The sequence below is a fragment of the Amycolatopsis sp. NPDC004625 genome (genome assembly GCF_040609695.1).
In the GTDB taxonomy this organism is placed as follows: Bacteria; Actinomycetota; Actinomycetes; order Mycobacteriales; family Pseudonocardiaceae; genus Amycolatopsis.
Genome location: NZ_JBEXKX010000040.1, coordinates 1 through 19,568, shown reverse-complemented (window position 1 = coordinate 19,568; position 19,568 = coordinate 1). Strand labels below are relative to the sequence as shown.

At 71.7% G+C, this 19,568-nt stretch carries 21 protein-coding genes; 12 read left to right on the top strand and 9 right to left on the bottom strand.

The window, feature by feature from the left end:
- Positions 1 to 69 precede the first annotated feature (69 nt).
- The 6 genes from ABZW17_RS34605 to ABZW17_RS34580 all read left to right on the top strand — a co-directional run bounded on the left by ABZW17_RS34605 (position 70) and on the right by ABZW17_RS34580 (position 5,377).
- Complete coding sequence (locus tag ABZW17_RS34605) at positions 70 to 1,140, top strand: acyl-CoA dehydrogenase family protein (RefSeq protein WP_354823557.1); 1,071 nt, start codon at positions 70 to 72, stop codon at positions 1,138 to 1,140.
- On the top strand, positions 1,125 to 2,279 hold the full coding sequence (locus tag ABZW17_RS34600; protein WP_354823555.1) for an acyl-CoA dehydrogenase family protein: 1,155 nt from the start codon (positions 1,125 to 1,127) through the stop codon (positions 2,277 to 2,279). The genes ABZW17_RS34605 and ABZW17_RS34600 overlap by 16 nt, the downstream gene beginning before the upstream one ends.
- Positions 2,276 to 3,184 (top strand): OB-fold domain-containing protein, encoded by a 909-nt coding sequence (locus ABZW17_RS34595; protein ID WP_354823553.1) that lies wholly within the window; start codon positions 2,276 to 2,278, stop codon positions 3,182 to 3,184. The genes ABZW17_RS34600 and ABZW17_RS34595 overlap by 4 nt, the downstream gene beginning before the upstream one ends.
- Positions 3,181 to 3,570: a MaoC family dehydratase gene (locus ABZW17_RS34590; RefSeq protein WP_354823551.1), complete on the top strand. Its 390-nt coding sequence runs from the start codon at positions 3,181 to 3,183 to the stop codon at positions 3,568 to 3,570. Before ABZW17_RS34595 ends, ABZW17_RS34590 begins: the two co-directional genes overlap by 4 nt.
- On the top strand, positions 3,567 to 4,736 hold the full coding sequence (locus ABZW17_RS34585) for a lipid-transfer protein (RefSeq protein ID WP_354823549.1): 1,170 nt from the start codon (positions 3,567 to 3,569) through the stop codon (positions 4,734 to 4,736). The genes ABZW17_RS34590 and ABZW17_RS34585 overlap by 4 nt, the downstream gene beginning before the upstream one ends.
- Before the next feature lie 80 nt (positions 4,737 to 4,816).
- The gene (locus ABZW17_RS34580; RefSeq protein WP_354823547.1) at positions 4,817 to 5,377 is read left to right on the top strand and encodes a DUF5134 domain-containing protein; all 561 of its coding nucleotides are present in this window, start codon (positions 4,817 to 4,819) and stop codon (positions 5,375 to 5,377) included.
- A 262-nt stretch (positions 5,378 to 5,639) separates the two neighbouring features.
- On the opposite strand, the gene ABZW17_RS34575 is transcribed toward ABZW17_RS34580, so the two are convergent.
- The 6 genes from ABZW17_RS34575 to kstD are packed head-to-tail and all read right to left on the bottom strand — an operon-like array spanning position 5,640 to position 11,076.
- Entirely contained in the window at positions 5,640 to 6,092 is a 453-nt protein-coding gene (locus ABZW17_RS34575) for a riboflavin kinase (RefSeq protein WP_354823545.1), read from the bottom strand.
- A gap of 49 nt (positions 6,093 to 6,141) precedes the next feature.
- A complete protein-coding gene (locus tag ABZW17_RS34570) occupies positions 6,142 to 6,990 on the bottom strand; it encodes a MaoC/PaaZ C-terminal domain-containing protein (RefSeq protein WP_354823543.1) in 849 nt (282 codons plus the stop codon).
- A gap of 10 nt (positions 6,991 to 7,000) precedes the next feature.
- Positions 7,001 to 8,032, bottom strand: coding sequence for a ferredoxin--NADP reductase (locus ABZW17_RS34565; protein WP_354823541.1), 1,032 nt, complete (start codon positions 8,030 to 8,032; stop codon positions 7,001 to 7,003).
- Positions 8,025 to 8,282 (bottom strand): hypothetical protein, encoded by a 258-nt coding sequence (locus ABZW17_RS34560; RefSeq protein WP_354823539.1) that lies wholly within the window; start codon positions 8,280 to 8,282, stop codon positions 8,025 to 8,027. Before ABZW17_RS34560 ends, ABZW17_RS34565 begins: the two co-directional genes overlap by 8 nt.
- Complete coding sequence (locus ABZW17_RS34555; protein ID WP_354823537.1) at positions 8,279 to 9,415, bottom strand: Rieske 2Fe-2S domain-containing protein; 1,137 nt, start codon at positions 9,413 to 9,415, stop codon at positions 8,279 to 8,281. The genes ABZW17_RS34560 and ABZW17_RS34555 overlap by 4 nt, the downstream gene beginning before the upstream one ends.
- Complete coding sequence (kstD, locus tag ABZW17_RS34550) at positions 9,412 to 11,076, bottom strand: 3-oxosteroid 1-dehydrogenase (RefSeq protein ID WP_354823535.1); 1,665 nt, start codon at positions 11,074 to 11,076, stop codon at positions 9,412 to 9,414. The genes ABZW17_RS34555 and kstD overlap by 4 nt, the downstream gene beginning before the upstream one ends.
- Before the next feature lie 100 nt (positions 11,077 to 11,176).
- Here kstD and ABZW17_RS34545 point away from each other — a divergent pair, with 100 nt between their 5' ends.
- The 6 genes from ABZW17_RS34545 (at position 11,177) to ABZW17_RS34520 (ending at position 16,983) form a co-directional block, all read left to right on the top strand.
- Entirely contained in the window at positions 11,177 to 12,778 is a 1,602-nt protein-coding gene (locus ABZW17_RS34545) for an FAD-binding protein (protein ID WP_354823533.1), read from the top strand.
- Positions 12,779 to 12,806: 28 nt separating this feature from the next.
- Positions 12,807 to 13,970 (top strand): 3-hydroxy-9,10-secoandrosta-1,3,5(10)-triene-9,17-dione monooxygenase oxygenase subunit, encoded by a 1,164-nt coding sequence (gene hsaA / locus ABZW17_RS34540; protein ID WP_354823531.1) that lies wholly within the window; start codon positions 12,807 to 12,809, stop codon positions 13,968 to 13,970.
- On the top strand, positions 13,970 to 14,815 hold the full coding sequence (hsaD, locus tag ABZW17_RS34535; protein WP_354823529.1) for a 4,5:9,10-diseco-3-hydroxy-5,9,17-trioxoandrosta-1(10),2-diene-4-oate hydrolase: 846 nt from the start codon (positions 13,970 to 13,972) through the stop codon (positions 14,813 to 14,815). The genes hsaA and hsaD overlap by 1 nt, the downstream gene beginning before the upstream one ends.
- Complete coding sequence (hsaC, locus tag ABZW17_RS34530; protein WP_354823527.1) at positions 14,815 to 15,726, top strand: iron-dependent extradiol dioxygenase HsaC; 912 nt, start codon at positions 14,815 to 14,817, stop codon at positions 15,724 to 15,726. Before hsaD ends, hsaC begins: the two co-directional genes overlap by 1 nt.
- Entirely contained in the window at positions 15,723 to 16,262 is a 540-nt protein-coding gene (gene hsaB / locus ABZW17_RS34525; protein ID WP_354823525.1) for a 3-hydroxy-9,10-secoandrosta-1,3,5(10)-triene-9,17-dione monooxygenase reductase subunit, read from the top strand. The genes hsaC and hsaB overlap by 4 nt, the downstream gene beginning before the upstream one ends.
- A gap of 130 nt (positions 16,263 to 16,392) precedes the next feature.
- The gene (locus tag ABZW17_RS34520) at positions 16,393 to 16,983 is read left to right on the top strand and encodes a hypothetical protein (protein WP_354823523.1); all 591 of its coding nucleotides are present in this window, start codon (positions 16,393 to 16,395) and stop codon (positions 16,981 to 16,983) included.
- A 1-nt stretch (position 16,984) separates the two neighbouring features.
- Here ABZW17_RS34520 and ABZW17_RS34515 read toward each other — a convergent pair whose 3' ends face one another.
- Genes ABZW17_RS34515 through ABZW17_RS34505 form a run of 3 tightly spaced genes read right to left on the bottom strand, consistent with a single transcriptional unit; the run spans position 16,985 to position 19,350 of the window.
- On the bottom strand, positions 16,985 to 17,239 hold the full coding sequence (locus ABZW17_RS34515) for a Smr/MutS family protein (RefSeq protein ID WP_354823521.1): 255 nt from the start codon (positions 17,237 to 17,239) through the stop codon (positions 16,985 to 16,987).
- A gap of 22 nt (positions 17,240 to 17,261) precedes the next feature.
- Positions 17,262 to 18,323: an MBL fold metallo-hydrolase gene (locus ABZW17_RS34510; protein WP_354823519.1), complete on the bottom strand. Its 1,062-nt coding sequence runs from the start codon at positions 18,321 to 18,323 to the stop codon at positions 17,262 to 17,264.
- A 10-nt stretch (positions 18,324 to 18,333) separates the two neighbouring features.
- Complete coding sequence (locus ABZW17_RS34505) at positions 18,334 to 19,350, bottom strand: acyl-CoA desaturase (RefSeq protein ID WP_354823517.1); 1,017 nt, start codon at positions 19,348 to 19,350, stop codon at positions 18,334 to 18,336.
- Positions 19,351 to 19,568: the final 218 nt, after the last annotated feature.

The following is a 19,568-nucleotide window of genomic DNA, read 5'->3' as shown; positions in this document are numbered from 1 at the left end:
TTGCCGTGTCCGCCCTTTCCGGTTAAGACTAGAACATGTTTCAGTATTGCGTCGATCCGGAGGGCGGGCGTGGACTTCACCCTTGACGAAGCGCAGACCGAGATCGCCGCGCTCGCCGCGAAGGTGCTCGGGTCGGAAGACAACCCGTGGCGTGCCCTCGCGTCGTCCGGTCTGCTCGCGCTCGCGCTGCCGCCGGACCTGGAGGGCGACGGCCTCGGCGTCGCGGAGGTCGCCCAGGTGCTCACCGAGGCCGGCCGGGTCGCCGCGCCGGTTCCCGCCTTTGCCGCGTTGGCGCTGGGTGTCCTGCCCGTCGAGACGCTCGGCACGCCCGCGCAGCGCGCGGCCCTCCTGCCGCCGGTCGCGACCGGGGAAACCCTGCTGACCGCGGCGCTGCACGAGCCCTCCGCGCCGCTGGTCGCCGAGCCCGCGACGACCGCCCGCGCGGACGGCGGCCGCTGGGTCCTCGACGGCGTCAAGACCGCGGTCCCGTACGCCGCGGAGGCGCACCGGATCCTCACGCCGGTGTCCACCCCGCACGGCACCGCCGTGTACCTGGTCGATCCGCGCGCCGACGGCGTCACGCTCGTCCCCGCGCGGAACTCGGCCGGCACCCCCGAACGCACCGTGCGCCTGGACGCCGTGGCCGTCGAGGAGGCCGACCTGCTGGCCGACGGGGACGCCGTCGCCGTCCTGCACCGGTTCGCGCTGGCCGGGGCCCTCGCCCAGGGCGACGGCCTGCTCGCCGGCGCCCTCGCGCTGACCGTCAAGCATGTCGGCGAGCGCGCTCAGTTCGGCCGTCCGCTGGCGACGTTCCAGGCGGTGGCCGGGCAGATCGCCGACGTCTACGTGGCCGCCCGGACCGTGCACCTCGCCGTGACGTCGGCGGTGTGGCGGCTGGCATCCGGGCTCGACGCCGACGCCGAACTCGACGTCGCCGCCCACTGGTTCACGTCCCAGGCCCCGCAAGCGCTGGCCACCTGCCACCACCTGCACGGCGGGGTCGGCGTCGACGAAACCTATCCGCTGCACCGGTATTCGTCGGCGGTCAAGGATCTCGGCCGGGCGCTCGGCGGCGCCGCGCACCGGCTCGGCAGGCTCGGCGAACGAGTGGCGGGGGTGCGCGGATGCACGTCGAACTGACCGCGGCGCAGCGGGAACTGCGCGCCGAGCTGCGCGCGTACTTCGCCGGGCTGATCAGTCCCGAAGAACGCCAGGCCATGCGGCGCGAGCGGCACGGGCCGGTGTTCCGGGAAATCGTCCGCCGGATGGGCCGCGACGGCCGGCTCGGCGTCGGCTGGCCGGTCGAGTACGGCGGCCAGGGGTTCGGCGGGATCGAACAGCACCTGTTCGTCGACGAAGCCGCACGCGCCGACGTCCAGCTGCCGTCGGTGACGCTGCAGACGGTCGGGCCGACGCTGCAGGAGTTCGGCACGGACGAACAGAAGTCCTTCTTCCTGCCCAAGATCCTGGCGGGGGAGATCCACTTCGCGATCGGGTACACCGAACCGGAAGCGGGAACCGACCTGGCGGCGCTGCGGACGACGGCGGTGCGCGACGGCGACGAATACGTCGTCAACGGCCAGAAGATCTTCACCACCGGCGGGCACGACGCCGACTACATCTGGCTCGCGGTGCGGACCGAGCCCGGCGCGCCGAAGCACCGGGGCATCTCGATCCTCATCGTCGACACGAGCGATCCCGGCTACTCGTGGACGCCGATCATCACCTGCGACGGCGCGCACCACGTCAACGCGACGTACTATTCGGACGTTCGCGTGCCGGCAAACCGGTTGGTGGGCACCGAAAACGCAGGCTGGCGGCTGATCACGACCCAGCTCAACCACGAGCGCGTGATGCTCGGCCCGGCCGGGCGCATCGGCGGCCTGTACGACCGGGTGCACGCCTGGGCGGCCGCGCACGGCCTGCTGGACCTCGCCGACGTCCGGGCCGTGCTGGCCGACGCGCTCGCCGTCACGCGGGTGAACGAACTGCTGAACTGGCAGGTCGCGGTGTCCTCGGCGAGCGCGCCGGTGGGCGTGGCCGACGCGTCGGCGACCAAGGTGTTCAGCTCCGAAGCCATCCAGCGGATCGGCCGGGGTCTCGAAGAAGTCGTCGGGCGCCACGGCGATCTGTCCGATCCGGACACCGCGGAGCTGGCGGACTGGCTCGACCTCACCGCGAAGCGCAACATCGTGCTGACGTTCGGTGGTGGCGTCAGCGAAATCCAACGGGAGCTGATCGCGTCGATCGGCCTGGGCCTGCCGAGGGTGCCACGATGAACGTCGAAGAGGCCGCAGCGGAAATCGCCGCGCGCGGGGAGTCCGCGCCGCGCCTCGCCCGGGATCCGGTCAACCAGGCCATGGTCAACAACTGGGTCGAGGCGATCGGGGACGCCAACCCGGTCTACACCGATCCGGGGTTCGCCGCCGCAAGCGTCCACAAGGGACTCGTGGCGCCACCCGCGATGGCCCAGGTGTGGACGATGAACGGCCTGCACGGCACCCGGCCCGCCGACGACCCCCTCGGCGCGATGATGGCCGTGCTCGACGAGGCCGGGTTCACCTCCGTGGTGGCCACGAACTCCGAGCAGACCTACCACCGGTACCTGCGGCCGGGGGAGCACGTGGCGGGCACGACCCGGCTGGAACAGGTCGTCGGCCCGAAGCGGACGGCGCTGGGGGAGGGCTGGTTCGTCACCACCCGGACGACCTGGTCGGTCGGGGACGAAGCCGTCGCCGAGATGGTGTTCCGGGTGCTCAAGTTCCGGCCGCCCGCGCCGAAGCCGCCGCCCGCGCCGGTGCTGCGGCCGGTGATCAGCCGCGACACCGAGTTCTTCTGGGACGGCCTGCGCGAGGGTGAACTGCGGATCCAGCGCTGGGGCGAAACCCTGCGGCACCCGCCGGGGCCGATGCCGCCCGACGGCGCACTGGACACCAAGCCCGACTACGTCGTCGCGAGCGGCCGGGGGACTGTGTTCTCCTACGTCGTGCACCACCACCCGCCGGTGCCGGGCAAGGAACTGCCGTTCGTGGTGGCCCTGGTGGAACTGGAAGAAGGGGTCCGCGTCATGGCCGAACTCCTGGACGCGGCCCCGGACGAGGTCCACATCGGACTGCCGGTGGTGGCGGCGTTCGTCCGCGTCGACGACGACCTGACCCTGCCCGCGTGGAAGGTGGCCCGATGACCGCCGTCGCCGAAGGGACCGAGCTGCCGCCGCTGACGATCGAGGCGTCGCCGACGTTCGTCGTCAGCACCGCGCTGGCCACGCGTGACTTCCAGGACGTCCACCACGACCGCGATGCGGCCGTCGAGCGGGGTTCGAAGGACATCTTCCTGAACATCCTGACCGACACGGGTCTGGTGCAGCGGTTCGTATCGGAGTGGGCCGGGCCCGAGGCGCTGATCCGGTCGATCAAGATCCGGCTCGGGGTCCCGTGCTACGCCTACGACACGCTGACGTTCACCGGCCGGGTGGTTTCGGCCGACGGGCGTGACGTCGTCGTCTCGGTGTCCGGTGTGGACAGTCTCGGCGAGCACGTCGCCGGGACCGTGGAGGTGACGCTGCCGTGACGCTCTCGGGCAAGGCGGCCATCGCCGGGATCGGCGCGACGGAGTTCTCCAAGGACTCCGGGCGCAGCGAACTGCGGCTGGCGGCCGAATGCATCTCGCACGCACTCGCCGACGCGGGGCTGCGGCCGTCCGATGTGGACGGACTGGTGTCGTTCACCATGGACGGCAACGCCGAGATCGCGGTGGCGCGCGAACTGGGGATCCCGGAACTGAAGTTCTTCAGCCGCATCCACTACGGCGGCGGCGCCGCGGCGGCGACCGTGCAGCAGGCCGCGATGGCGGTGGCGACCGGGGTCGCGGACGTCGTCGTCGCCTACCGGGCGTTCAACGAGCGGTCCGGGCACCGCTTCGGCCAGGTGTCCCCGGCCGCGGCCGGGCAGGTCAACTCGTCCGGCGTGGACAACGCCTTCCACTACCCGATGGGCATCGCGACGCCGGCGGCGACGGTGGCCATGGTCGCGCAGCGGTACCTGCACGACTACGGCGCGACGAGCGAGGACTTCGGGCGCGTCGCGGTGATCGACCGCAAGCACGCGGCGACCAACCCGGACGCGTGGTTCCACGGCCGGCCGATCACGCTGGAGGAGCACCAGGCGTCGCGCTGGGTGGCCGAGCCGCTGCACCTGCTCGACTGCTGCCAGGAGAGCGACGGCGGGGTCGCGCTGGTCGTGACGAGCGTGGAGCGGGCGCGCGAGCTGGCGCGGCCGCCGGCGGTGATCGCCGCGGCGGCGCAGGGGAGCGGGCCGGACCAGTACGTGATGACCAGCTACTACCGCGACGACCTGGCCGCGCTGCCGGAGATGGGTGTCGTCGGGCGGCAGCTGTGGGGACAGGCCGGGCTCGGACCGTCCGATGTGGACGTTGCCGTGCTGTACGACCACTTCACGCCGTACGTGCTGATGCAGCTGGAGGAGCTGGGGTTCTGCGGCCGGGGCGAGGCGAAGGACTTCATCGCCGACGGCGCGCTGGAGCTCGACGGCGCGTTGCCGCTCAACCCGCACGGCGGCCAGCTGGGCGAGGCGTACATCCACGGCATGAACGGCATCGCGGAGGGGGTCCGCCAGATCCGCGGCACGGCGGTCAACCAGGTGGCGGGCGCGGCGCGGGTCCTGGTCACGGCCGGTACCGGGGTGCCCACGAGCGGGCTCATCCTGGCGGGTGACTGAGCGTCACCTCATTGACGGCTGGTGCGCGGCCGTCGTGGGTGTCACGGTGGAAACACCACCCACGACGGAGAGTGAGGCCGATGGCGGTCGACTGGGCGCTCACGGCGGTGTTCGCGGCGCTGGCGCTGCCGTGCGTGCTGCGGCTGGTCCGCCTCGACTACGCACGCCTGGGCCACGGCGTCCGCCACGGCGATTTGGCGGAGCTGCTGCTGGTGGTGGCGATGGTGGCGATGGTCTCCCCGGTGGGCGGCCCGATCCCGGCGGCGGGCTGGCAGGCGGTGCTGGCCCTGACGGCGGGCTGGTTCGCGGTGGCGTGGTGGCGGGGACAGGCGTGCCTCCACCACGCGTTGTCGGCGGCGGCGATGGTGTACATGGTGACGGCGATGCCCCACGCGGCGATGGACCACGGCCCGTGGCTGACGATGGCCACGATGGACGCCCGGCTGGCCCTACCCCTGGTGGCCGTGGCGGCGGCGGGCTACTTCGTGCTGGACGCGGCGTGGTCGGGGGTGCTGGCGGTGCGGGGAGCGCCGGGCGCGGACTCCGGCTCGGCTCCCGGCTCCGGGCAGGCGTCGCGCGCGGTGTGCCGGACGGCGATGGGCGCCGGGATGGGCTACCTGCTGCTGGCCTCGGCTTTGTGAGCGCGGCGCGGAGAGGTCCCCGGCCTGGGGGTCCCCCGGATTCAACGTTACCGGAGACCCCCGACAGTTTTCGGGCTCGCGACCGGCTCACGACCGGCTCGCGTCGGGCTGGTGACCGGCTCGCGTCGGGCTCACGACGGGCTCGCGACCGGCTTGCGTCGGGCCCGCGACCGACCCACGACCGACCCACGACCGACTCACGACCGCTCACGACGGGCTCGCGTCGGGCTGGTGACCGGCTCACGAAAGGCCGTGGCAGACCTCAGCCCGTGACCCGGCGAACCTCCCCCAGCGCGCTCTCCCCGGCCGCCGGGAGCGAAGCTGCCGGGTGCGACGCCGTCCACTGACCTGCCGCGGCGATGTCACCCTTCAAAGCCGTGATCAAGTCCTCCGCCGAGGCGTACTTCTCCTGGTCCCGCAGGTGCGTGCCCAGCCACACCACCAGCGTCTCGCCGTACAGGTCGCCGCTGAAGTCCAGGACGTGGGCCTCCAGCAGCCGGTACCCGTCCGCGCCGTAGTACGTCGGGCGGCGGCCGACCGAGATCGCCGCCGGGAGGCGGGTGCCGTCCGGGCGGCCGATCCAGCCCGCCCACACCCCGTCGCCCAGTGAGCCGGACTGGTCGCTCAAGGCGATGTTGGCCGTCGGAAAGCCCAGCTCACGGCCGCGCTTGTCGCCCGGCTCGACCGTTCCGCGCACCACGAAGTATTCCGGCATCCGTCCTCCCGAAGTCTCCCCACCACGGTAGCCGCCCCCGCGGCGCCGCTCAGGAAGTGGACACCAGCACCGTGTCCGCCAGCACCGGCGCGTCGTCGCGCTCGGCCGCCGACGTCGTCACCAGCAGCCGGTCGTCCGCGCGCCACACCCGGATGCGCAGCGTCTCGCCCGGGAACACCACGCCGGCGAACTTCGTCGCGAACGACGCCACCCGCGCCGGGTCGCCGTCCAGGAACTCGTTCACCAGCACCCGCGCCACGATCCCGTACGTGCACAGCCCGTGCAGGATCGGCCGGTCGAAGCCCGCCGCCCGGGCGAACGCCGGGTCCGCGTGCAGCGGGTTCCGGTCACCGCACAGCCGGTACAGCAGCGCCTGCTGGGGCAGCGTCGGGACCTCCAGGACGACGTCCGGCGCCCCCGAGGGCCAGGGGATCCGGTCCGAAGGGCCCCGCGAGCCGCCGAAGCCGCCCTCGCCGCGGGCGAAGATGCTCGACCGGGCTGTCCACAGTGGATCACCCGCCGACGAGGTGACCGAAACCTCCTGGACCACCACGGCGGCCTTGCCCTTGTCGTACACGTCGGCGACCCGCGACCGCGCCACCGCCTTCCCCGACGTGGGGATCGGCTGGTGCAGTGTGATCTCCTGCTTCCCGTGCAGCACCTTCGCCAGGTCGATCTCCACCCCGGGGAACGACACCGCCGGCGGGTCGAACACGCGCAGGTTCGCCGCCACCGTCGCGAACGTCGGCAGCACCACCAGGTCCTGCTCGTAGGTGAACCGCAGCTCGTCCGGGCCCGCGCCCAGCGCCAGGTGGTAGAGCAGCACGTCCGACGACGTCCAGGCGAAGCTCACCTCGCCGATCTCGGCACCGATGGCGACCGCGGGATCGATGGGCACGCGCGAACTCCTATTCGTAGCTGATCGAGACCTCGTCGGTGACCGGCAGCGACTGGCAGGCCAGCACGATGCCGTCCGCCATGTCCTCGGCGTCGAGCACCTCGTTGTGCAGCATCTTCACCTCACCGGACACGACCCGGCAAGCGCACGCGCTGCACTGTCCCTCACGACACGAGAAAGGCGCGTCCAAGCCGTCTTCGAGCAGCCGGTCGAGCAGCTTCCGCTGCCGCGGCCAGGTCAGCGTCCGCGTGTCGCCGTCGAGCGACACGGTCAGCGACGCCGGGGCATCGTCGGACTCCACCTCGGGTTCCGGCGCGGCAGCCTCGAACGGGTTCCCGGTCAGCGACGTGAACTTCTCGACGTGCACCCGGTCCCGCGGCACCCCGAGCTGTCCCAGGGCCTCTCGTACGGCCGCCATGAACGGCGCCGGCCCGCACAGGAAAGCTTCGTGGGCCGTGTACGCCGAAGCCAGCCCGCGCAGCTGCGAGACGTCCGGCAGGCCCTGGACGCTCTCCAGCCAGTGGACGACGACCAGCCGGTCGCCGTGGCGCTTGGCCAGCGACGCCAGCTCGCCCGCGAAGATCACCGAGCGCTCGTCGCGGTTCGCGTACACCAGCACGACCCGCCCGGAACCGGTCTCCAGCGCCGTCTTCAGGATGGCCATCACCGGGGTGATGCCGCTGCCGGCGGCGAACAGCAGGAAGTCCTCGTCCACCGACCCCGGGCAGAACACCCCGGCCGGCGCCAGCACGTCGACCCGCATCCCCGGCCGCAACGACGAGCAGATCCAGCCGGACCCGTACCCGCCGTCGGTCCGCTTGACCGTCACCTGCACGCGGTTCTCGTGCGGCGCGCTCGAGAGCGAGTAGCACCGGGCGACCGAACCCGTCCGGTCGCTCGGGATCCGCAGAGTCAGGAACTGTCCTGCCGAATAGGCAAAAGCAGCAGCGTGCTCCGGAGGGATCTCGAAGACCACCGACCGCGCGTCCGGGGTTTCGACGACGACGTCGGCGACGGTCAGCGTGTAGACCCGCTCAGCCATCGGCCACCGCCAGCGTGCCTTCGCGCACCGCGTCGCCGATGCTGTCGGCCAGCTTCGGGCACGTGTCGAGCAACGCCGACGGGCCGTCCGCGCCGGCGAACACCGGGCAGGTGTCGGCGGGCCGGGACGTCCACTGGATGCTCGTGTGCTGGATGCTGTTCTTCTTCACCAGCACGCACGTCCCGCAGCTGCGGCACTCGTGCGGCCGCAGCCCGCCCGACAGGAACTCGGTCCGCTCGGCCGTGGTCACACTTCCGCCTCGGTCTTCTGCCGCGCCAGGTTCTCCGCGACCTCCGCCGCCCACGCCTCGTTCGCCTTCGTCGTGTCCACTTCGAACTCGAACCGCTGCGTCATGTCCTCGGTGACGTCGGCGGCGTCGACGTAGAACTGCTGGTACCACCGGCGAAGCTGGTAGACCGGACCGTCCTCTTCGCACAGCAGCGGGTTGTCGATCTGCGTCTTGTGCTTCCAGATCTCGACGTCCTGCAGGAACCCGGCGCCGATCCCGCGGGCCAGCTTCGCGGCGATCTTGTCCGCGTGCTCGTCGGAGATCCCCGGCAGCTTCTTGACCTTCATGCCGTACTGCAGCACGAACGACGTCGGCGTCACCGGGTAGTGGCAGTTGATGAGCACGCTCTCGATTTCGTAGCCCTGGAACGAGTTCACCAGCTTGTTGATCATGTACGACGGCCCGAAGTACGACGCCTCCGACCGCAGCAGGTTGTCCTCGCCGCCGTAGTTCGACGCCATGCCCATGTCCGGGCGGCCCTTGGTGTTCAGGTACTGCGTCGCGATGTGACCTTCGAAGACGTTCTTGAAGTACGTCGGGTAGGCATAATGAATATAGAAAAAATGCGCCATGTCGACGACGTTGTCGATGATCTCCCGGCAGTTGGAGCCGTCGATGAAGATCTCGTCCCAGGTCCAGTTGCTCCACTCGGCGCTGTCGGCCGCCTCGATCAGCGGGATCGCCAGCTCCTCGGCCGGTGGGTTGCCCTCCGGGTCGTGCCAGACGAGCAGCTGCCCGTTGCGCACCTCCGACGTCCACGACCGCGTCCGCGCGCGCAGCGGAACCCGCTTGGCGTAGGGGATCGAGACGCACTTGCCCTTGCCGCTCCAGCGCCAGTCGTGGAACGGGCAGGCCACCTCGTCGCCCTTGACGCTGCCCTGGGTGAGGTCGCCGCCCATGTGCCGGCAGTAGCCGTCGAGCACGTGCAGCTCGCCCGCCGAGTCTGCCCACACCACGAGCTTCGTGCCGAACGCGGTGACCGCGTGCGGTTCCCCGTCGCGGAAGTTCGCCGCCAGGCCCAGGCAGTGCCAGCCGCGGGCGAACCGGGTCGGCGGCTCACCGGCGTAGATGGTGCGTACCGAATCCTGCGTCATCGCTGCCCTCCCGTGGTCCCCTGATCTTCGTTCGCCAGCCGCGTCGCCGCAAGGTAGCCGAACACCATGGCGGGCCCGATGGTCGCGCCCGGCCCGGCGTACGTCCGGCCCATCACGGCGGCGCTGGCGTTGCCCGCGGCGAACAGGCCCGGCACGGCCGAGCCGTCCTCGCGCAGCACCTGCGCGTGCTCGTCGGTGCGCAGCCCGCCCTTGGTGCCCAGGTCGCCCGGCACGATCTTGACCGCGTAGAACGGCGCCTTGTCGAGCGGGCCGAGGCTGGGGTTGGGTTTGTTGCGCGGGTCGCCGTAGTAGTGGTCGTACTTGCTGACACCACGCTGGAAATCCTCGTCGACGCCGTTGCGCGCGAAGCCGTTGAAGCGCTCGACGGTGGCCTCCAACGCGGACGCCGGGACGTCGATCTTCGCCGCCAGCCCGGCCAGCGTCGACGACTTCGCCGCGATCCCGGCCTTGAACCAGCGGCCGGGCAGCGGCTGGCGCGGCCCGATCCCGGTGAACATGTACCGGTCCTTGTAGCGCTGGTCGAACAGCAGCCAGGTCGGGATGTGCTCGCCGGGGCCGTCGCCCTTGCCGTACATCGCGTGGACGGCCTCGACGTACGGCGCCGACTCGTTGGCGAACCGCTGCCCGCGCGCGTCGACCATGATGCTGCGCGGCCGCGACCGTTCGGCCAGCGCGAACCACGGCCCGCCGGTGAGCGGCAGCGACGGCCCCCACCAGGCGTCGTCCATCAGGTCGAGCGCGGCGCCCAGCTTGAGGCCGGCGGTGATGCCGTCGCCGGTGTTGGCGGCCGCGCCGACGGTCCAGTCGACGCCGATTGGAGCGCGCTGGTACTTCTCGCGCATCTCGAGGTTCCGCTCGAACCCGCCGCTGGCCAGGATGACTCCTCGCCGGGCCGCGATGACCCCCTGCGCGGTGACCACGCCGGTGACGCGGTCGTCGTCCACCTGCAGGTCGGTCAGCGGCGTGTTCAGCCGGACCTCGACCCCGGCCTGGGCGAGCCCGACGCGGAGGCCGGCCGCAAGCGCTTGCCCCATGCTCAGCAGCCGCTGCCCGCGGAGTTTCCCGACGAGCCACTGGCGGCCCAGCGACAGCATCCGGACGGCCCCGCGCGGGTGCCGGGCCAGCAGGCTCAGCCAGCGGTAGTCCGCCTGGGTGATCGGCACGCCGAGCGGGGGAGCGCTGTACGGCGGTTCGAGGTGGGCCAGTTCGGCGCCGAGGAGCTTGCCGTCGAAGGCCATCGGCTCGACCGAGCGGCCGCCGGGCCGTCCGCCGGGAGCCTCGGGGTGGTAGTCGCTGTAGTCGCGGACCCACCGGAACTTCAGCGGCGTGTGGTCGCAGACGAACCGCAGCACCTCGGGCCCGTGCGCGAGGAACGTGTCGCGCCGGACGGCCGGGACGACGTCGCCGACGATGGAGGCCAGGTACTCGCGCGCCCGTTCGGGTGGTTCCTCGATCCCGGCGGCGCGCAGCGCGTGGTTTCCGGGCAGCCAGACGCCGCCGCCGGAGCGCGCGGTCGAGCCGCCGAAGCAGGGCGCCTTCTCCAGGACCACTACGCTCAGGCCCTGGTGAACCGCGGCCAGCGCGGCCGTCATCCCGGCGGCGCCGCTGCCGACGACCACGACGTCGAACTGCTCCGTCATGCCACCTCACCTGTAACGTGTTCCACCGACTGAGTATCCAGTTGAGAGCCCCTTTCGGCCACCATAGACGAGAACGTGTTTCAGTTCTAGGGTAGCGACCATGGACGCACTCGTCGCGGACGTGGTCATCGTGGGGTTCGGGGCGGCCGGCGCCTGTGCCGCCCTCGAAGCGGCCGACGCGGGCGCCGACGTCGTCATCGTCGAGCGCTTCGCCGGGGGAGGAGCCAGCGCGGTCAGCGGGGGCGTGGTCTACGCCGGCGGCGGGACCGGGCAGCAGCTCGACGCGGGCGTCGACGACTCCGTCGACGCGATGTACGCCTACCTGCGCCGGGAAACCGGGGACGTCGTCTCCGAACGGACGCTGCGGCGGTTCTGCGAGGGCAGCCGCGAGATGATCACCTGGCTGGAGGGCAACGGCGTGCCGTTCGAAGGCAGCCTGTGCCCGTACAAGACGTCCTACCCCAGCGACGCCCACTACCTCTACTACTCCGGCAGCGAGGCGGCCGGCGGGTTCCGGGACGCGGCGAAGCCCGCCCCGCGCGGCCACCGCGTCAAGGGACCCGGGACCTCGGGGAAGATGCTGATGGCGCGGCTCAAGGCGGCCGTGCGCGCCCGCGGCATCCGGGTCCTGACGCAGACGACCGTCCGGAGGCTGCTCCGCGACGGCGCGGGCCGCGTCACCGGGGTCGTCGCCGAGACGCTGGGCGAGGCGCCCGGGTCGGTGCGGGCGCGGCACCAGCGCTTCGCGCAGTACGCGGCCAAGCCCGGGATCTACGTGCCGTCGCTGCGCAGGTCGCTGCACCGGCGGGTCGAGCGGTTCGAACGCGCGCACGGCCGTGAGCTGCGGATTTCCGCCCGGCGCGGGGTCGTGCTCGCCGCGGGCGGGTTCATCGCGAACCGCGAGATGGTCCGCGAGCACGCGCCCGCCTACCGCGGCGGGCTCCCGCTCGGCACGTCGGCCGACGACGGTTCGGGGATCCGCCTGGGCGTCGAGGCGGGCGGCGCGACCGGCGAACTCGGCCGGATCTCCGCGTGGCGGTTCATCACGCCGCCGAGCGCGTTCCTCGGCGGGATCATCGTCGACGCCGCGGGCCGGCGGGTCATCGACGAGTCGCGGTACGGCGCCGCCGTCGGCGAGCGGCTGATCGAGGGGCACGGGAGCAGGGGCTGGCTGCTCGTCGACGCGCCGATCGTCGCCGAGGCGCGGCGGGACACGAAGGCCCAGAGCCAGTGGTTCCAGGGGCTGCAGCTGCGGTACCTGCTGCGGCGCGGCCGTGTGACCGGGACGACGGTCGAGGAGGTGGCGCGCAAGGCCGGCGTCGACCCCCAAGGACTGCGCGCGAGCGTCGAGGCCTACCACGGCGACCGGGACCCGGTGGGCAAGCCCGCCGAGTTCGCGCGGCGGCTGGACAACCCGCCGTACTCGCTCATCGACATTTCGGTGCGGCCGAACCTCGGGTACCCGACGCCGATGCTGACCCTCGGCGGCCTGGTCGTCGACGAGGACACCGGCGCGGTGCGGAGCACGGCGGGGGCGCCGATTCCCGGGCTGTACGCCGCCGGGCGCACCGCCGTGGGAATCTGTTCCAGGTCCTACGTGAGCGGCCTGTCGCTGGCCGACTGCGTGTTTTCCGGCCGTAGAGCGGGGATCAACAGTGCCCTGGCGCAGGGTGTTCTCGACAAAAACGAGAACGTGTTCTAGTCTTGCGGCAGCGAGCAAAGGAGTGCGCATGAGCGAGCAGGTGATCGCCGGGGTCCGGGACCTCCTGCCGGTCCTGCGGGAACGGGCCCAGGACACCGAGGACGCGCGCTGCGTCCCCGAGGAGTCGGTCAAGGCCCTGCAGGAGACCGGGTTCTTCAAGCTGCTGCAGCCGAAGCTCCACGGGGGCCTCGAAGCCGACCCGGTGAGCTTCTACACCGCGGTCAAGCTGATCGCGAGCGCGTGCGGGTCCACCGGCTGGGTCGCCTCCATCCTCGGCGTCCACCCGTGGCACGTGGCGCTGTTCGACGCCCAGGCGCAGCAGGAGGTCTGGGGCGAGGACCAGGACGTGCGGATCTCCTCGTCGTACGCGCCGATGGGCAAGGCCGAGGTCGTCGAGGGCGGCTACCGGCTTTCCGGCCGGTGGAGCTTCTCCTCCGGGTCCGGCCACTGCACGTGGGTGCTGCTCGGGGGACCCGCGTTCAAGGACGGCAAGCCGGTCGACTTCTGCACCTATCTGCTGCCGATCGCCGACTACTCCATTGTGGACGTCTGGGACACGATCGGCCTGCGCGGCACCGGCTCGAACGACATCGTCGTCGAGGACGTCTTCGTGCCGCAGCACCGGGCGCTGAGCTTCATCGCGACGTCGAAGTGCCGGGTGCCGGGCCAGGCCGTCAACCCCGGGCCGCTGTACCGCCTCCCGTACGGTTCGGTGCACCCGACCACGATCACCGCGCCGATCGTCGGCATGGCCCAAGGTGCTTACGACGCGCACGTCGAGCACCAGCGCAAGCGCGTGCGGGCCGCGTACGCCGGTGAGCAGTCCAAAGAGGACCCGTTCGCCAAGGTGCGGATCGCCGAAGCGGCCAGCGAAATCGACGCCGCCTGGCTGCAGCTGACCCGCAACATCGAGGAGCTGTACGAGCTCGCCAAGCGCGAAGAGCGGCTGCCTTCGGACTTGCGGCTGCGCGTCCGGCGCGACCAGGTGCGCGGCACCGAACGCGCGATCGCCGCGATCGACCGGCTCTTCGAGAACTCCGGCGGCCGCGCGATCCAGCGGGGCACGCCGATCCAGCGCTTCTGGCGCGACGCGCACGCGGGCCGCGTCCACGCGGCGAACGACGCCGAGCGCGCGTACGTCATGTTCGGCACCGGTGTCTTCGGGCTCCCCGTCGAGAACGCGATGTACTGATGGCCGCACCCGAAGGCAAGTACGTCCAGGCCGGTTCGCTCAAGCTGCACTACCACGAAGCCGGCGCGGAACACGCCGAAACCGTGATCCTGCTGCACGGCGGCGGGCCCGGCGCGTCGGCGTGGAGCAACTTCGGGCGCAACCTGCCGGAGTTCGCCAAGCACTACCGGACGATCGCGGTCGACCAGCCGGGGTTCGGGCGCTCGGACAAACCGACCGAGCACCCGCAGTACTTCCGGCACAGCGCGGACGCCGTCGTGGGCCTGATGGACGCGCTGGAGATCGAAACCGCCCACTTCGTCGGCAACTCCCTCGGCGGGGGAGCGGCGGTCCGGCTGGCCCTGAACCACGGCAATCGGGCCGGGCGGCTGGTGCTGATGGGGCCGGGCGGGCTGAGCGTCAACCTGTTCGCGCCCGACCCGACCGAAGGGGTCAAGAACCTCGGGCGGTTCGCCGGAAAGCCTTCGCGCGAGCGCATGGAGGCGTTCCTGCGGATCATGGTCCACGACCAGAACCTGATCACCGACGAGCTGGTCGACGAACGCTTCGCCGCCGCGAACACCCCCGAATCCCTGGCCGCGATGCGCGCGATGGGGATGTCGTTCGCGCAGCCGGACACCTACGAAGAGGGCATGCTCTGGCGCGAGGCCCACCGCCTGCGCCAGCGCGTGCTCCTGGTCTGGGGGCGCGAGGACCGGGTCAACCCGCTGGACGGCGCTCTGGTGGCACTCAAGACGATTCCGCGCGCGCAGCTGCACGTGTTCGGCGGCTGCGGGCACTGGGCCCAGCTGGAGAAGTTCGACGAGTTCAACCGGCTGGCCCTCGACTTCCTCGGGAGTTCCTGATGGGCATCCGGTCACTGGGCTACCTTCGCATCGAGGCCACCGACATGGCGGCCTGGCGCGAGTACGGCCTCAAGGTGCTCGGCATGGTCGAAGGCGGCGGCACCGACCCCGACGCGCTCTACCTGCGCATGGACGACTTCCCGGCGCGGCTGGTCGTCTCACCCGGGTCCGCGGACCGCCTGGCCGTCACCGGCTGGGAGGTCGCGCACGCGGGGGAGCTCGCCGAGCTGCGGTCGCGGTTGGACAGTGCGTCGGTGCCGTACAAGGAGGGCACGCCGGACGAGCTGGCCGACCGCCGCGTCGACGAGCTGATCAGCTTCGACGACCCGTCCGGCAACACCCAGGAGGTGTTCCACGGCGTCGCGCTGCAGCACCGGCGGGTGGTCAGCCCGTACGGCCACAAGTTCGTCACCGGCGAGCAGGGCCTCGGCCACGTCGTTTTGTCTACAAAGGACGACGAGGCGTCGCTGCGGTTCTACCGCGACGTCCTCGGCTTCCGGCTGCGCGACTCGATGCGCCTGCCGCCGCAGCTGGTCGGCCGGCCCGCCGACGGGCCGCCCGCGTGGCTGCGGTTCTTCGGCTGCAACCCGCGCCACCACAGCCTGGCGTTCCTGCCGATGCCGACGCCGTCCGGGATCGTGCACCTGATGGTCGAGGTGGAGAACACCGACGACGTCGGCCTGTGCCTCGACCGCGCGATCCGGCGGAAGGTGCCGATGTCGGCCACCCTCGGCCGGCACGTCAACGACCTGATGCTGTCGTTCTACATGAAGACCCCGGGCGGCTTCGACGTCGAGTTCGGCTGCGAAGGCCGCCAGGTCGACGACGACAACTGGATCGCCCGCGAAAGCACGGCGGTGTCGCTGTGGGGCCACGACTTCTCGGTCGGCGCGCGGCCGCCGGGGTCATGACCTCGGTGGCGGTCGACCAGACCGAGTTCCGCAGCGTGCTCGGGCACTTCTGCACGGGCGTCACGGTCGTCACCGGCCGTGACGGCGACACCCTGGCCGGGTTCGCCTGCCAGTCGTTCGCCGCGCTGTCGCTGGACCCGCCGCTGGTGCTGTTCTGCCCGGCCCGCACGTCACGGACCTGGCCGGTGCTCGCCGCGGCCGGCCGGTTCGCGGTCAACGTGCTGGCCGAGGACCAGCAGGAGATCAGCGCGGTGTTCGGCGCCCGCGGCGAGGACAAGTTCGCCCGCGTCGGCTGGACGCCCGCGCCGTCCGGCGCGCCCCTGCTCGACGGCGCGCTGACCTGGATCGACTGCGTCCTGGAGGCGGTGCACGAGGCGGGCGACCACTACGTCGTGATCGGCCGGGTCACCGCGCTGGGCTCGGCGTCGGACGCCCGTCCGCTGCTGTTCCACCGCGGCCGGTACGCCGTCACCGAACCGGCCCGGGACGCGCTCGCGGCCCTGATGCCCTGGCCCCGCCCCGACGACTGGCTGTAACCGGAATGGCTCCACCGGGTGGTTGTGGAGGGTTTCACAGGTGGGCCGCATCCCATTCGCGAGAGAAAGTCGAGCCCCGGCGCGCACACTGTTACCGAGAAGACACCTTCCCGGGAGGAGTGAGTCGCGCATGCGCGGACGGATCGCCCGGTTCCGGCGCCGGTTGCTGCCGGGCCGCAACCCGCTCGCCCGCGCGGGTGACCGCGTCGAGGCGCTGCTCCTGCTGATGGTGATCGCGGGCGCGTTCCTGGTCGTGCCGTTCGCGGCGGCGTTCGGCTCGGAGACGTACGCGGCGCAGACGGCCCGCGCCACGCAGGAGCGCGCCACCCGCCACCCGGCCACGGCCGTCTCCCTCGCGGCGGCGTCCAGTCAGACGTACGGCACCGACGGCGCGGGCGCCCCGGCCGACCAGACCACGGTCCCGGCGGCCTGGTTCGACGCCCGCGGAGCCCGCCACACGGGCGACGTGCTCACCGACGCGGGCAGCCCGGCGGGCACCCGGGTATCGGTGTGGCTGGACCAGCGCGGCGAGCTGACGAACGAACCCCTGTCCCCATCGACCTCGGCGGCCGACGGCGTGTTCGCGGCCATCCTGCTGTGGACGGCGATCACGGGAACATTGGCCGCACTGTACGGTTTCGGCCGGTTCGTCCTCTCCCGCCTTCACTCGGCGGCGTGGGACCGGGCGTGGTCGCAAGCCCGCCACGACAGCCGGTTCTGAGTCATTTCCAGCGGAAGTGCACGAAGACCCGGCCGAAGTTGTCCTTGTCCTTTTCGACCCGGTGGTAGAGCGCCTTGATGTCCTTGCGCTCGAGGAACCGCAGGACGTGCTTCTTCAGCTGACCCGAACCCTTGCCGGGAATGATCTCGACGAGCGGCGCCTTCTTGGCGACGGCCTCGTCGATGATCGCCTTGAGCGCGCGGTCGATCTCCCCGCCGCGGTTGTAGATGTCGTGCAGGTCCAGCTTGAGCTTCACACGCCCTCCCGGGCTCGGCGGGTCACAGCGCCTGCCACCAGCCGTCCACGGCCGGGGGCTCGGCCACGTCGATGCGCTCGCCCGGGCGGGGGATGGCCAGCGGGAGGTCCGCCGCCTTCGCCTCGCGCCACACCCGGTCCGCCGGCTCGCCCCACGGGTGCATCGCCAGCTGGAACGTCGCCCAGTGCACCGGGACCAGCAGCTTCGCCCGGACGTCGAGGCCCGCCGCGACGCCCTCCTCCGGTGTCATGTGGATGTCCGGCCACTGCGGGGCGTACGCGCCGATCTGGATCAGGGCCGCGTCGAACGGGCCGTGCGCTTCCCCGATGGCGGCGAATCCGGCGAAATAGCCCGTGTCGCCGCTGTAGAACACCCGGTGTTCCGGGCCCAGCAGCGCCCACGACGTCCACAGCGTGTCGTCGTTCGTGATGCCGCGGCCGGAGAAGTGCTGGGCCGGCGTCGCCACGAACCGGACGCCCGCCACCGTCGCCTCTTCGTGCCAGTCCAGCTCGATGATCCGTGAAGCCGGGACGTGCCAGCGCTCCAGGTGCGCGCCCACCCCGAGCGGCACCAGGAACGGCGCCTCCGACGACGTCACCAGCGCGCGGACCGTGGCCAGGTCCAGGTGGTCGTAGTGGTCGTGCGAGATCACCACCGCGTCGATCCGGCCGAGCCCGGCCAGCGGCACCGGCGGCTCGTGCAGCCGCCGCGGGCCCGCGAACGCCGCCGGCGAGACGCGGTCGCTCCACACCGGGTCGAGCAGCACGCGGGCGCCGTCGAGCTCCACCAGTGTCGACGCGTGGCCGTACCAGGTCAGGTGGACGCCGTCGGCCGACAGGACCGGCTCCGCCGTCACGAGCGGTACCGCGCTGCCCGGTTTGCGCAGCTCACGGTGCTCGCCGAAGAACATCTCGCGGAAGATGGTCCGCATCGACGCCGCGGTCATCGGGTGCCGCGGCGCCGCGTTGCGGAACACCTTGCCGTCGAACTGCGGCGAGGAGCGCACCCGCTCGGCCCGCGCGCCGGTGGCCTTCGCGCCGAACGCCGCCGGCAGGTCCCGCAGGGCTGCGATCGTCTTCCTCATGACCCCGAGTCTACGAACGGTTCCTGAGAGGCGCCCCAGCTTCATGCAGGTGGGTGAGGGCCTGCCGGTAGGACTCGACGAGGCTCGTCTGCAGGTAGGGAACGCCCAGCTCGGCGCAGTAGGCCTGGACGATCGGCTGCGCCCGCCGCAGGTGCGGCGACGGCATGCTCGGGAACAGGTGGTGCTCGATCTGGTAGTTGAGCCCGCCGAGGGCCACGTCGGTGACGACGCCGCCGCGGACGTTGCGCGAGGTCAGCACCTGCTTGCGGAGGAAGTCGAGCTCGGGGCGCCCGGTCAGCGTCGGCATGCCCTTGTGGTTCGGCGCGAAGATCGATCCCATGTAGACACCCCACAGTCCCTGGTGGACGGCGAAGAACAGCAACGCCATGCCGGGGGAGAGAACGGTGAACAGCGCGCCGAAGTAGAGGACGAAGTGCGCGGCGAGCAGCGCGGCTTCGGTCTTCCGGTGGCGCAGCCCCGGCTTGCCGACCGCGCGGATGCCGGACCAGTGCAGGTTCAGGCCTTCGAGGGTGAGCAGCGGGAAGAACAGGAACGCCTGGTACCGCCCGATGAACCGGGGCACGCCGCGGCTGGCGCGGGCCTGGTCCTTCGACCACACGAGGATGTCCGGATCGACGTCCGGGTCGAGCTCCTCGTGGTTCGGGTTGGCGTGGTGGCGGGTGTGCTTGTCCATCCACCAGCCGTAGCTCATCCCGATCCCGAGGTTGCCCGCGAGCATCCCGGCGACCTCGGTGGGCCGCCGCCGCCGGAACACCTGCTTGTGCGCGAGATCGTGGGAGAGCAGGGCGACCTGCCCGAACACGACGGCCATGAAGGCGGCGACGGCCACCTGCCACCACGAGTTCCCGAGCAGCACGAAGGCCACCCACCCGGCGGCGGACAACCCGGCGACGACGGCGATCCGGGCGGCGTAGTAGCCGGGCCGCCGTGCCATCAGGCCGGCGGCGGAGATGCGGTGGCTCAGCCGGGCGAAGTCGCTGCCGACGAGGTTCTCGGTGGTGGTCACCCACCCGAGTCTCCGCGGCGGGACCCCACCCCGGAATGCGGTGCGCTCGAAGGACTTTCCGGGGGCCAGCCCTACCAGCCACCCTGGTATACGCCCTCTGCCGCAGCCGGTCGTGAGTGGTAAGGCGGGTTCTATCAGGTGGTCACCGACCAGACCGGCTCACCCGTCGGCATCCCGCTGCTCCTCGCGGTCGCCGTGCTGGTCGCCGGGGCGCTGGC

Coding starts and splice junctions, on each gene's coding strand:
- hsaC (WP_354823527.1), top strand. CDS start 14,815: ATGGGCATCCGGTCACTGGGCTACCTTCGCATCGAGGCCACCGACATG.
- ABZW17_RS34575 (WP_354823545.1), bottom strand. CDS start 6,092: ATGCCGGAATACTTCGTGGTGCGCGGAACGGTCGAGCCGGGCGACAAG.
- ABZW17_RS34580 (WP_354823547.1), top strand. CDS start 4,817: ATGGCGGTCGACTGGGCGCTCACGGCGGTGTTCGCGGCGCTGGCGCTG.
- ABZW17_RS34555 (WP_354823537.1), bottom strand. CDS start 9,415: ATGACGCAGGATTCGGTACGCACCATCTACGCCGGTGAGCCGCCGACC.
- ABZW17_RS34545 (WP_354823533.1), top strand. CDS start 11,177: ATGGACGCACTCGTCGCGGACGTGGTCATCGTGGGGTTCGGGGCGGCC.
- kstD (WP_354823535.1), bottom strand. CDS start 11,076: ATGACGGAGCAGTTCGACGTCGTGGTCGTCGGCAGCGGCGCCGCCGGG.
- ABZW17_RS34510 (WP_354823519.1), bottom strand. CDS start 18,323: ATGAGGAAGACGATCGCAGCCCTGCGGGACCTGCCGGCGGCGTTCGGC.
- hsaD (WP_354823529.1), top strand. CDS start 13,970: ATGGCCGCACCCGAAGGCAAGTACGTCCAGGCCGGTTCGCTCAAGCTG.
- ABZW17_RS34520 (WP_354823523.1), top strand. CDS start 16,393: ATGCGCGGACGGATCGCCCGGTTCCGGCGCCGGTTGCTGCCGGGCCGC.
- ABZW17_RS34600 (WP_354823555.1), top strand. CDS start 1,125: ATGCACGTCGAACTGACCGCGGCGCAGCGGGAACTGCGCGCCGAGCTG.
- hsaB (WP_354823525.1), top strand. CDS start 15,723: ATGACCTCGGTGGCGGTCGACCAGACCGAGTTCCGCAGCGTGCTCGGG.
- hsaA (WP_354823531.1), top strand. CDS start 12,807: ATGAGCGAGCAGGTGATCGCCGGGGTCCGGGACCTCCTGCCGGTCCTG.
- ABZW17_RS34590 (WP_354823551.1), top strand. CDS start 3,181: ATGACCGCCGTCGCCGAAGGGACCGAGCTGCCGCCGCTGACGATCGAG.
- ABZW17_RS34565 (WP_354823541.1), bottom strand. CDS start 8,032: ATGGCTGAGCGGGTCTACACGCTGACCGTCGCCGACGTCGTCGTCGAA.
- ABZW17_RS34595 (WP_354823553.1), top strand. CDS start 2,276: ATGAACGTCGAAGAGGCCGCAGCGGAAATCGCCGCGCGCGGGGAGTCC.